The sequence below is a fragment of the Promicromonospora panici genome (genome assembly GCF_900608595.1).
Taxonomy (GTDB): domain Bacteria; phylum Actinomycetota; class Actinomycetes; order Actinomycetales; family Cellulomonadaceae; genus Promicromonospora; species Promicromonospora panici.
The window spans coordinates 123096-135057 of the sequence record NZ_UWYY01000006.1 but is presented as its reverse complement, the minus strand read 5'-3'; the positions used below and the strand labels follow the sequence as shown (position 1 = coordinate 135057).

The following is an 11962-nucleotide window of genomic DNA, read 5'->3' as shown; positions in this document are numbered from 1 at the left end:
ATGCCCAGCCCGTCGTGGACGACGCTCCGGAGATCCCGGAGGACTGGGTGGTGGCGGACGGCGGACGGTACCGGCTGAGAGTGCCACCGGAGCTGACCGACCTGGGCACCACCATGGAAGGCGAGATCCTGGTCAGCTCCCCGGCGGGCGAGAGCGTGAGTGCCTACCTCGTGGAACCCGGCGTCACCGGCTTCGGCGAGATCCAAATCAATGGGTATCGGCTCGACATCCCCGGCGCCGAGCGGACAGCCATCCGCCGTGACGACTACTCGGCCACCGGGGAGCCTTCTTTGTTCATCGCTTGGGCTGAGGTCGCTCTGGCCGACGGCTGGTACCTGGACCTGGACCTGAGGTACGACGGCCCGGCGGGTCCCGAGTCGGAGGAACACTTCTGGCAGGTGCTCAGCACGCTTGAGGTGGACGACTGACGCTTGTGCCCTTCCCTACGTCGTGGCGCGCCCCAGCAGGGGCACGCCATCGCCGTCGGACATCACGTTTCCCGGCCTGTGGAAAGCGTGGGCAACGCGACGGTGCGCGCCCGTAGAATCGTCGAGTGACACCTTCCGAGCTCTCTGAAGCGCTGAGCGCTGCCCTTGCCGCGGCCGTTGCCGATGGCACACTCGCCCTGCCCGCCGACGCCGTCCCGGCGTCGGTCCACGTGGAGCGACCCAGGCAGCGCGAGCACGGGGACTGGGCCACGAACGTGGCCCTGCAGCTCGCGAAGAAGGCCGGCACGACGCCGCGCGCGCTGGCCGAGGATCTGGCCGCACGCCTCGGTGCGACACCCGGCATCAAGTCGGTGGGCGTCGCCGGCCCGGGCTTCCTGAACATCACGCTCGACGCCGCCGCGGCGGGCGAGCTGGCTCGCACCATCGTGGAGGCGGGCGCGGAGTACGGCCGGGGCGAGGCCCTGACCGGCCAGGTCATCAACCTGGAGTTCATCAGCGCCAACCCGACCGGCCCGCTGCACATCGGGCACACCCGGTGGGCCGCGCTGGGCGACTCGCTGGGCCGCATCCTGCGCGCGGCCGGCGCCGAGGTGGCGGCCGAGTACTACATCAACGACGCCGGCGCGCAGATGGACCGCTTCGGCGAGTCCGTCCTGGCGCGCGCCACGGGCACCGAGGTGCCCGAGGGCGGCTACCGCGGCGAGTACGTCAAGGAGCTCGCGGCCAAGGTGCTCGCGGACCGCCCGGACCTGCCGGAGCTGCCGCGCGACGAGGCCATCGCGGTCGCCCGCGAGGCCGGCTATGCGCACCAGCTCGCGGAGATCCGCGAGGTCCTGGAGAGCTTCGGCGTGCACTTCGACGTCTGGTTCTCCGAGCGTGAGCTGCACAGCTCGGGCGCCGTCGAGAAGGCCGTGGCCCGCTTGCGCGAGCAGGGGCACGTGTTCGACAACGACGGCGCCGTCTGGCTGCGCACCACGGACTTCACGGACGACAAGGACCGCGTGATGATCCGGGCGAACGGCGAGCCCACGTACTTCGCCTCCGACGCCGCGTACTACCTGTCCAAGAAGGACCGCGGGTTCCCCGGCAAGATCTACCTGCTCGGCGCCGACCATCACGGGTACGTCAACCGCCTCAAGGCCATCGCGGCCTGTGCGGGGGACGACCCGGAGGCGAACATCGAGGTGCTGATCGGCCAGCTCGTGAACGTCGGCGGCGCCAAGCTGTCCAAGCGCGCGGGCAACATCATCGAGCTGCGCGATTTGGTCGACTGGATCGGCAAGGACGCCGTCCGCTACTCCCTGGCCCGCTATCCGGCGGACTCGCCGCTGGAGCTGCAGGGCGAGGACATGATCAAGCAGTCCAACGACAACCCCGTGTTCTACGTGCAGTACGCGCACAGCCGCACGGTCCAGATCGGGATCAAGGCCGTCGAGCGCGGTGTGCGCCGCGCGGACGGGTTCGACCCGGCGCAGCTCTCGCACGCCTCGGAGACGGCGCTGATCGGCCGCCTCACCGAGTTCCCGCGGATCGTGGCGCAGGCCGCCGAGCTGCGCGAGCCGCACCGCGTCGCCCGGTACCTGGAGGCCCTCGCCGGCGACTTCCACGCCTGGTACAACGACGACGCGAAGCTGCGGGTCACGCCGTACCCGGACGAGGAGGTCACTGACGCCCACCGGGCCCGCCTGTGGCTGAACGACGCCGTCCGCACGGTCCTGGCCAACGGCCTGGACCTGCTGGGCGTGAGCGCTCCGGAGCGGATGTGATGGGCGCGCCCTGGTCCAGCGGCACCGGGCGGCTGCCGGACGGCGCGCTGACTGTCGGGGGCGTCGACGTCCGCGGCCTCGCCGCCCAGCACGGCACGCCCGCGTACGTGCTCGACGAGGCCGACTTCCGCATGCGGGCCCGCGCGTACCGCACCGCGTTCGAGGCGGCGTTCGGCGCTGTCGGCACGGGCGTGGACGTGTACTACGCCGGCAAGGCGCTGCTCACCGTGGCCGTCGCGCGCTGGGCGCGCGAGGAAGGGCTGCGGGTCGACACGGCGTCGGGCGGCGAGCTCGCGGTCGCCCTCCGGGCCGAGGTGCCGGGTGCCGGGATCGGCCTGCACGGCAACAACAAGTCCGACGCCGAGATCCTGCGGGCGCTGGACGCCGGGGTGGGCCGCATCATCGTGGACTCGCTGGTCGAGATCGAGCGGGTCGCGCGGCTCGCGGCCGAGCGCGGTGTCGTGGCGCCGGTGATGGTCCGAGTGACCACCGGCGTCCACGCGGGCGGGCACGAGTACATCGCCACCGCTCACGAGGACCAGAAGTTCGGACTGTCGGTCAACCCGGTGGGGGACACCGGGAGCCCCGCGATGAACGCGCTGCTGGCGGTGCTGAAGCACCCCGAGCTGAAGCTGCTCGGCATCCACTCGCACATCGGCTCCCAGATCCTCGACCCCGACGGTTTCGAGGCGGCGGCGCGCGTCGTGCTGCGCCTGCGGGCCGACCTGGCCGAGCGTTCGGGCGTGCTGGTCGACGAGGTGGACCTCGGCGGCGGGTACGGCATCGCCTACCTTCCGGGCGATGTCGCGCTCGACCCGGAGCGGGTGGCGAAGGACATCGCGCAGTCGGTGGCCGGCGTGTGCCAGGACCTGGGCACGAGCCTGCCGCGGTTCTCGATAGAGCCGGGCCGGGCGATCGTCGGCCCGGCGGGCCTCACGCTCTACACGGTCGGCACGGTCAAGCCGGTCACGGTGTCCGACGCCGGTGGGGGCGCCGAGTTCGTCCGTACCTACGTGTCGGTCGACGGCGGCATGAGCGACAACATCCGCCCGGCGCTGTACGGGGCGGCGTACCACGCGGAGGTCGTGGGTCGTTCGTCAGCGGCCGATACCGTGCTGGCCCGCGTGGTGGGCAAGCACTGCGAGTCCGGCGACATCGTGGTGCACGAGGTGCAGCTTCCGGCCGACGTGCGCGCCGGCGACCTGCTCGCCGTCGCCGCGACCGGTGCCTACGGGCGCTCCATGGCGTCGAACTACAACATGCTGCCGCGCCCGCCGGTCATCGCGGTGTCCGACGGCGCGTCGCGCGTGCTGGTCCGCCGCGAGTCGGAGGACGACCTGCTGGCCCTCGACCAGGGCTGAACGGGTGGGCTGATCCAGCAGGCTGATTCAACCCCGGCTTTGAACGTGGTTGTGGGCGGGACCGTTGCAACTATGCGCCGGTTTTAGACGCAACGGTCCCGCCCACAACCAAGGGTTACGGACGGTCGATGGTGATCGTCGGGGACGTCCAGGTCTCCCAGTGCTCGGAGTTCCAGGGCTCGCCGTCGGCCTTCAGGGCCTTGAGGGAGAGCACGTAGTCGCCGTCGGGCACGCTCTTCGTGTCCCCGCGCAGCGTCGTGTAGGAGCCGTCCCACGCGTAGGCGGTGAACCCGCCGGCGGTTTCGTTCCGCTCCCCGCCCGTCACGTCGACGGCGTACGCACCGCGGCGGTCCACCGGGCGGCCGGTTGCGGCGTCGAGTACCGTGACCTGCAGCTTCTCCACCTGGTGCTGGAAGTGGACCAGCGTGTACGGGATGTCGGGCAGCCCGTCCACGGTGCCGAGCGTGTACGTGCCGCCGTCGGGCAGCAGCTCGTAGTCGCCCTGCGGGTCGATGCAGTCGAAATTGATGAACTCGGCACACGCGGTGATGCTCCCGACCGAGGGCAGGTCGGCCACCACCTCGCCGCCGGACATGACCGGCGTGATCGGGTCGATCGCCTGGTAGTCGCCCGCGTATCCGGCGTACGGCACGGAGTAGGCGGTGCCGTCGTCGGCGGTGAGCACCACGTACCCGCCGTAGATGAGCTGGTCGGCGTCCGTCGCCTCGGGTGCGGTGACGGTCACGCCGACGGTGGCGGAGCGGCCAGGCCGCAGCGTCACCGACTCGCGGCTGAACGACACGTCCGCGTACGTGTCAGCGAACGACGGCGCGAAGGTGTTGCCGGACGTCGCGAGCGCCGGCGCGTGCGACACGGTGTACGTGACGGTCTCGCGGGTGGTGTTGCGGACCGTGACCCACTTGGTGCTGGTCCCGCCGGTCCGGGTGTCGCTCTCACCGAGCGCGAGCTTCGCGGGCCGCACGGTGGCGCCGGCCTGTACGACGCCCGGGATGTCGAGCATGCCCGCGCCCTGCCGGTGCGCGTTGTCGAGGTAGCCGGCTCCCGGGTTGCCGGACCACGCAGCCGGGTCGGCGCTGTTCTGCAGGATGTCCCGGACGTCCCACGCGCGTAGCCCGGGCTTCGCCTCGAGCAGCAGGGCGACGGCGCCCGCGACGTGCGGCGACGCCATCGACGTGCCCGAATTGACGCCGTGGCCGCCCTGCTCGAGCGGCAGGGTCGAGTTGATGTTGCCACCGGGGGCCCCGATGTCGGGCTTGAGGGCCAGGTCGGGAGAGAGGCCATACGAGCTGAACGAGCTGATCAGGCCGCCGGTCGGGCTGGGTGTGGACACCTCGTCGGCGCTCCATGTGAGCGTCACCTCAGTGCCCGCGGCGAGCTCGGCCGCGAGCGCCTTGCCCTCCGCCTGCGGGATGCCGATGCCCGGGATGTCGCGGTCCACGACGCCCCCGCCGGAGAACAGGCCGGGGCTCGAGTTGTAGATCACGACGGCGGTGGCACCCGCCGCGGCGGCCGTGGCGTACTTCTCCTCGAAGGTGCACGAGCCGCGCGCGATGAGGGCGGTCTTGCCCGTGACGTCGGCCTCGAGCGGGATGCCGACGCTGGGGCAGACGGCTCCGGCGTCGACCAACGGGTCGGTGGTGCCCTCGGTGGGCGGGGCGGCGACGTTGCCCAGGGGGAGGTAGGGCACGCTCGCGCCCGAGGGGTTGGCGACGACGGAGACCGCGGTGACGTGCGTGTTGTCGAACGACGCGACGCCGATGACCTTCTCGCCGAGGCCGGGCGCTCCGGCCGAGTACAGGCCGGACGCGCCCGAGTTGCCGATCGAGGCGACGACGACCATGCCGCGGTCGACGAGCCGGTCGCTCGCGGTCGCGGTCGGGTACGTGGGCCACGAGAAGGCCGAGCCGATGGACATGTTCAGCACGTCCATGTCGTCCGCGAGAGCGCGCTCCATCGCGGCGATCATGATGTCCGCGTCGGTGGAGCCTTCGCAGCCGAACACGCGGTAGGCACCGAAGGAGACGCCGGGGGCCACGCCCGTGATCCCGCCGTCCCTGCCTTCGCCGTTCGCGCCGACGATGCCCGCCACGTGGGTGCCGTGGCCCTGGCAGTCGTCGGGTACGGCGTCGGGGTGCGGGACCCGCCGGTCCGGGTCGCTCGAGTTGGCGTTGTACTCGTCGCCCACCAGGTCGTAGCCGGCCACCACGCGGCTGTTCGGGAAGCCGGGGCCGCCCAGGTCCGGGTGGTCGACGTCGATACCCGTGTCCATGACGGCGACCTTGACGCCTTCGCCTGTCAGGCCGAGCTCGTTCTGCGCGATGTCCGCGCCCGTCATGCCGAGCGCCGTCGCGAGGTCGGGCTCGTTGCCGGCGGGGAGTGTCTCGGGGATCTCCATCCGTGTCATGGGGTAGATCGCCTTGACGCCCTCGGTGCGCTGCAGGCGTCCGAGCTGGGCCGAGTCCATGTTGATGGAGTAGCCGTTGAACAGGGTGTGGAACGCGCGCCGCACGGAGTAGTCGACGCCCGCGTCCTTCGCGGCCGCCCGGAAGTCCTGGCGTTCGGCGGTCAGGGTCTTGGCGTCCGTGCCCGATGACGCCGGCTCGCTCTCCAGCTCGACGAACCACGAGCCCTTGGTCTCGTTGACCAGGGTCGTGTCGACGGAGCTCGGTATGTCGTGCACCGGCGCTATCGGGTCGATGGTGCCGGCCCTTTCGAGCCCGGCCGTCGCGCCCTGGGCCGCGAGCCCCTGGGCGGTGACACCCCCGGCAGCCAGTGCGAGGGCTGCGAGCGCCCCGAGGTACCTGCTCCGATTCATACGTGCTCCCCGTTCGGAAGGCCACCGCGACCCGGGTGGCCCTTATGTGAAGAAAGCGTGACTCGGGAAACTGTAGAGGAGCGTGTCGGTGTGGGGAAGATGCCGGCGGGAAGCCGGGGGTGATTTTTTGCCGGAGCGCGGGGTTTTCGGCCGCGTCGCCTCAGTCGGTGCCGAGCAGCCCGCCGACCAGGCCACCCACGACACCGTTGACGGTCCCGTCCACCAGCTCGACGGTGTCGTCGACCACGTCTCCGACGACACCGGTGTCGGGTGCGGTGGGGGCGTCAGGGGCCTCCTCGGGCGGGTCGGACGGCGTGGGCTTCGGCGCCGGCTTCGCGGGCGGGGCCGGGGTCGGGTCGGCCGGCTTGGGGGCCGCGTCGTCGCCCTGGGCGGGTGCTCCGGCGTCGGTTCCGGCGCCCGCCGTGTGATCGCTGACGGCACCCTCGGACGGCGCACCCGCGTCGCCCGGAGTGCGCGCGGGGACGACGACAGCACCGTCCTCGTCGTCGGGTGCCGCTGGTGCGCCGGGTGCCCAGGTGCCGACATCGGACGGGTCGATGGCGCGGTTCGGGATCGAGCCGGCGGCGAAGAACTCGAAGTGCCACGGCTCCGGCTTCGCGCCGCCGAGGCGGGCCCACGACGGGTTGTCCCAGCCGTAGTCGGGCGCCTGCAGTCGCAGCCAGACGTACTCGGCGGAGCTGCCGCCCGCGATGGGGTCGTCCAGGTCGATCGCGAGGCCCCAGCCGTGGTTGGAGGTGCCGGGGATCGCCGCGAGGTGCGGCTTGGTGCCCTTGACCGCCACCTGCATCGAGTAGGGGCGGTACGAGTCCGTCAGCGGGATCGGGTAGCCGAACGCCCTCTCGAACTCTGCGCTGAGCGCCGTCAGTCGCTCGGCCGCGTCGCAGCGCAGCATGTGCCCGGGCGCGAAGGGCAGCGGGCACAGCACGTCGGCGGGAATGCGGCCGTTGGCGTAACCCGCTGTGGAGTCGCCGTAGGCAGCCACGGTCTCCAGCAGGCTCCGGCGCAGCGAGGACTCGGCGTCCGGCAGCGCCTCGACGAGCGCGGTCGGCGACGTCGGATCGAGCAGGTTCGCGAGCCGCATCGCGGCGACGGCCACCTCGTCGAAGGTGACGTGGTCGGAGTCCCGCCGCTCGGCGCCCGGGTGGGACACAACCGGGGCGTTCGCCGAGGGCTGCGCGGTCACGAAGCGCAGCACCGGGGCGGCCGACGTCGCGCCGCCGGGTGGCTCAGCGGTACCCGCCGGGCCGGGCGTGGCGCCCGATGCCGGGCCGGCGTCGTCCCGGGGCAGGTCGCGCGCGCCGTCTTCCGCGTCGTCGTCAGCGCCGTCGAGTGCGAGCTGCTGAGCCTGGTACGTCGTGTAGAGCATGCCCAGCTCCGCCGCCGCCTGCGCGATGCGAGGGCTGAGGGGCGAGCCCTGCCGCAGCCGGCGCTCGGCGCGATCCAGCACCGCGAGCACCTGGCCGACCGTGACGCCGTTGATGCCGGTCGGTGCGGCCTGCCCCTGGACTCCGGTCCCGGCAAGCGGCCGGCCGGCGCCCGTCGTGGCGCCGGACTGCGTGGCGGACGTCGTCGTGCCGGACGTCCTGCTCGACGCCGACGTGTCGGACGCCGTCGTGCCCGCGACGGGCACGCTCGCCGACGCGCTGACCAGCACCCCGCCGGTCACGGCCAGGGCGACCGCGCCGGTCCAGACGTTCCGGGCGCGCGGGTTCGTCAGCGCGCGGCGCAGGTGCGCGCCGCGATCACGCAGGAACGCGGCGCCGGCCGGGTACTCGTTCGGCCTGGCACCACTCGTCTTGTCCGTCACTGGTGAAACGCCCCCTTGCGCCTGGCATGTTCGCGGCGGCGCCGCTCGCGCCGTCCGCAACTCGGTCGAGCCGGGCATCGATGCAGGCTGTGGCATCGACGCCGGCCGTCGAGAGCGACCAGGGTAGCCCTACTGACGCGGACACAACAACCAAAATGTCCTAGTACCGGCCGACGCCGCCTAGCGCTTCCGCGGAGGCTTGCTAGCGCACGTCGATGTAGATCGGGTTGGTGTAGAGCCAGGTATCCGCCCACGGGTCGCCGTCATTGTCGGCATGCGGCAGCGGGCCCGCGGGGTCGATCGACGCTCCGAGATAGCCGGCACCGTGGCGGTTGCCGTCGCTGCCGCGCAGACGGATGTAGCAGGACTCGGTGATGCGGCCGAGCGGGATGCGCAGGCCGTAGGTGCCGGACCGGCCACTGGTGTCGACCTGCTCGACGACGCGCGTGTCGGGCGCCCGCCAGGTGTCCCGGTCGGACGAGGGTCCGGTGACGGCGCCCCGGATCACGTCGAGGTGGGCGAGCCGGGGGAGGACCCCGTGCGGGTTGGGCCGGTGCGCGCTGCGCACCGTGATCATCAGCTCGGCCGCGGTCCCGCGCCGCACCGTGAGCCGGCCGCCGAGAGTCGTACCGCGGCCGGACCCGGCGTCGCGGCCGGAGCGAAGGAGGCGCACGTCGAGCCCGTCCACGAGGTGTCCGTGGTCCACCCAGACCCGGCCGCGGCGGAGGCCGTCCATGACGTCGAGGTACCCGTGCCGGGTCACGCCGACGTGGGTGCGGCTGAACTCGCCGGGCCAGAAGTCGCTTCCCGGCTGCGGCGTCCCGGTGTCGACGGGGGACGGCTTCCAGCCGAGGGAGTCGAAGTTCTCGCCGGCCGGCATGTCGCCGTCGCGCCAGGTGTCCCAGATGGTGCGGTGGTTGTCCGAGTTGGACGTGATCGAGAAGAGTGAGCCCTCCGACAGCATCGCGTCCCACAGACCGCCGACGGTGGCCGTCATCCAGTCGAAGCCGCCGAAGGTGCGGTAGGCCTCGGCCGGGTAGCCGCCGAAAGAGTCGGGCCGCGGTGCATTGTTGTACTCGCCCCGCTGGGCCCGCGTGCTACCGCGGTAGGCGACCCAGGCGGGGTCGGCGTCGCCCTGGGCACCCGGCGCGCCCTCCATGCCGATGCAGATGCCGGCCGCGGCGTCACGCCAGGCCCGGATCTCGTGCGGGGAGTCGATGCCGAGCCGGGACGGGTGGTTGGCCAGGACGAGGACGTCGTCGACGTAGCGCTCCTTCTTGCGAGCTGCGAGCCAGCGCAGGGCCTCGACCGCGCGGGCCTCGTTCTCGGGCAGGTTGTCCGCCCAGCCGTTGAGCTTGCCGTCCCATCGGCGCTCGAACTCGCGCAGCAGCTCGACCTCGTGCGGGCCGGGCGCGGCGAACACGGTGCCGTGCTCAGCCGCGGGGATGTACCACTCGAGGCCCTGGAAGATCAGCTGGCGCGGGTTGCCTGCCCGCGCCGCCATGATCTCCGCGTGCTCGGCGGCGGCTCCCTTCTCGGCGTGCCCGTGGTTGCTGTGCTCGGTGAAGACCATCCAGTCCAGGCCGAGCTCCGCGCCCCTCCTGGCGAGCTGGTCGAAGTCGTACTTGGCGTCATGGCTGTAGCGGCTGTGCACGTGGTGGTCGCCGACGAGCCACGCGAGCTGCGGGTCTCCGGGGCGGCCCGACGCGGTGGAGGCGTGCGCGCTCGCGGCGCCGGCGTGCGCGCCCGCGGCGAGGGCTAGCCCACCGACCATGCCGAGGCGCAGGAACGCCCGGCGGGAGGCGCCCTGCGGGTCAAGGGAAGAGGCTGGAACGGAGGGGTCGGCCCAGCGAGGCAGATCGGTGGCGCGGAACGGGGCAGGCATGGGTCCTCCTGGGTCTGACGATGACGGCACAGGGTCGCGTCGTCAGATGGCACAGGCATGAACGCCGGGTGTTGGACACCCGTCCGACAGTCGTCGAGTCCACGACCGGTCAGGGTTCGGCTGTGGATCGGCGGGTTCAAGAGGCCAATCGAACGGGCGTGCTATATGATGATGTCGTGTTCAGAGAGAGTGCAGCGGAGGGGTCGCCGGTTGGCGGTGTGCTGCCCGCCGCCGCGCGGGCGGGCGACGTGATTGCCGGCCTGGCACTGGTCTCTGACATCGAGCCCGACGACGGCAGGCCCGACGCCGTCGGGTCGCCCGGTGCCCTCACCGGTGGCGTGACCGCGGACAGGATCGCGGCCGTGCACGCGTGGTTCGTGTCGGATTCAGGTCCGGCCGACGCCGCCTCACGCGTCGCGACCCTGCGCGCGCTGGAGGAGCTTGCCGCTGGCGTCACGGCCGCACAGTCCCAGGTGCTGGTCGACCTGCGTGACGAAGAGGTCCGGGTGGCGAAGGAGGCGGCGATCGCGTCGGGCGGCACCGCCCACGACAAGCGTGGCCGCCAGATCCCGGTGACTACCAAGTCCGCCGCGCGCGACGCCGAGGCGAGCGTGGCTCAGCAGGTGGGGCTCGCGCTGCGCGTCTCGCCGCACCGGGCGCGATCGCTGCTCGGGGTCGCGAAGGTGTGGCACACCGAGATGCCGCACACCCTGAACGCGCTCCGGGAGGGCTGGCTGTCCCAGGAGCGGGCGACGCTGCTGGTCAAGGAGACCGCCTGCCTGAACCTGGCGGACCGGCAGCTCATCGACGCGGAACTCTGTGCAGACCCGGCGGTCCTCGAGGGTGTCGGTACGCGTCGGCTGGTCGCTCTCATCAACGAGCACGCCAACCGGATAGACCCGGCCGCGCGGGCCAAGCGGGCGGCGAAGGCGACCTCGGACCGGTGCGTCACCATCCGGCCGGCGCCCGACACCATGACGTACCTGACCGCACTGCTGCCCGTCGCTGAGGGCGTGCAGGCCTATGCGGCGCTGAAGCTCGCCGCGGAGTCCGCCCGGCACACGGGCGGCGACGAGCGGTCCACCGGGCAGATCATGGCCGACACCCTGGTCGAGCGAGTCACCGGCCAGGAGCACGCTGCCGACGTCCCCGTCACGGTGCACCTCGTCGTGTCGGACCAGGCGCTGCTGGCCGGCGGGCACGAGCCCGCCGTCGTGCTCGACGGCACGGGGGCGGGACACGGCGCCATCCCGGCGGAGGTGGCGCGGAACCTGGTCGCGAACGGCCTCGACCTCGACGCTGCGTGGCTGCGTGCCGTCTACGCCGCGAGCACGGGCGACCTGGTCGGGACGAGCAGCAGGCAGCGGTTCTTCGTCGACGGGCTCGCAGACCTGCTGCGCTCGTGACCAGGGCATCTGTCGGACGGCGTGGTGCGACGCGCCCATCGGCCATCTCGACCACGTCACTCCGGCGGGCCGCGGTGGTGAGACCACGCTGGCGAACGGCCAGGGCCTCTGCGCCGCGTGCAACCAGGCCAAGGAAGCGGCCGGCTGGACGTCGAGATCGGGGACCGATCCCGGGACCGGCAGGCATGCGGTCATCACCACGACACCGACCGGGCAGGAGTACCGGTCGGTCGCACCCGAGCCGCCGCGACCTGCCCGAACGGCGCTGCGTCCCGACGGCCCCCGGCCCGCCAGCACAACGGTCCAGCGGTCTGATGCGCAGTCGGGCCCGGGTGCCTTGTCCTGCCGGGTGCGCCCACCCGTGCGCCACCACCTACGACCGGTCGCGCGCGCAGCCTGAGACGCCGGGGGCCAAGCGCCTCAGAGACTGC

The 11962-nt window shown here is 72.3% G+C and carries 8 protein-coding genes; 5 read left to right on the top strand and 3 right to left on the bottom strand.

The features are described 5' to 3' along the window. Positions 1-14 precede the first annotated feature (14 nt). The 3 genes from EW117_RS08480 (at position 15) to lysA (ending at position 3576) form a co-directional block, all read left to right on the top strand. Positions 15-428, top strand: a complete 414-nt coding sequence (locus EW117_RS08480; protein WP_129785644.1) for a hypothetical protein — start codon at positions 15-17, stop codon at positions 426-428. A 125-nt stretch (positions 429-553) separates the two neighbouring features. Then, positions 554-2215 carry an arginine--tRNA ligase gene (gene argS, locus EW117_RS08475; protein WP_129785642.1) on the top strand — a complete coding sequence of 554 codons (1662 nt, stop codon included), beginning with the start codon at positions 554-556 and terminating at the stop codon, positions 2213-2215. Continuing rightward, entirely contained in the window at positions 2215-3576 is a 1362-nt protein-coding gene (lysA, locus tag EW117_RS08470; RefSeq protein WP_129785640.1) for a diaminopimelate decarboxylase, read from the top strand. The genes argS and lysA overlap by 1 nt, the downstream gene beginning before the upstream one ends. A gap of 115 nt (positions 3577-3691) precedes the next feature. Here the strand turns inward: lysA and EW117_RS30485 are convergent, their stop codons facing one another. From EW117_RS30485 to EW117_RS08450, 3 genes are all read right to left on the bottom strand, one after another. Continuing rightward, on the bottom strand, positions 3692-6412 hold the full coding sequence (locus EW117_RS30485; RefSeq protein WP_129785638.1) for a S8 family serine peptidase: 2721 nt from the start codon (positions 6410-6412) through the stop codon (positions 3692-3694). A gap of 160 nt (positions 6413-6572) precedes the next feature. After that, positions 6573-8240, bottom strand: coding sequence for a M15 family metallopeptidase (locus EW117_RS29370; protein WP_165362586.1), 1668 nt, complete (start codon positions 8238-8240; stop codon positions 6573-6575). A 202-nt stretch (positions 8241-8442) separates the two neighbouring features. Then, positions 8443-10125, bottom strand: coding sequence for a PHP domain-containing protein (locus EW117_RS08450; protein ID WP_129785632.1), 1683 nt, complete (start codon positions 10123-10125; stop codon positions 8443-8445). Between the two features lie 176 nt (positions 10126-10301). On the opposite strand from EW117_RS08450, the gene EW117_RS08445 reads away from it, so the two are divergent. Continuing rightward, on the top strand, positions 10302-11531 hold the full coding sequence (locus EW117_RS08445) for a DUF222 domain-containing protein (RefSeq protein WP_165362584.1): 1230 nt from the start codon (positions 10302-10304) through the stop codon (positions 11529-11531). Further along, the gene (locus EW117_RS30765; protein ID WP_165362583.1) at positions 11437-11931 is read left to right on the top strand and encodes an HNH endonuclease; all 495 of its coding nucleotides are present in this window, start codon (positions 11437-11439) and stop codon (positions 11929-11931) included. Before EW117_RS08445 ends, EW117_RS30765 begins: the two co-directional genes overlap by 95 nt. The last annotated feature ends 31 nt before the right edge of the window (positions 11932-11962 follow it).

What these genes read in the sequence shown, in the direction of transcription:
- EW117_RS08450 (WP_129785632.1), bottom strand. Translation starts at nt 10,125, where the DNA reads ATGCCTGCCCCGTTCCGCGCCACCGATCTGCCTCGCTGGGCCGACCCC.
- lysA (WP_129785640.1), top strand. Translation starts at nt 2,215, where the DNA reads ATGGGCGCGCCCTGGTCCAGCGGCACCGGGCGGCTGCCGGACGGCGCG.
- EW117_RS30485 (WP_129785638.1), bottom strand. Translation starts at nt 6,412, where the DNA reads ATGAATCGGAGCAGGTACCTCGGGGCGCTCGCAGCCCTCGCACTGGCT.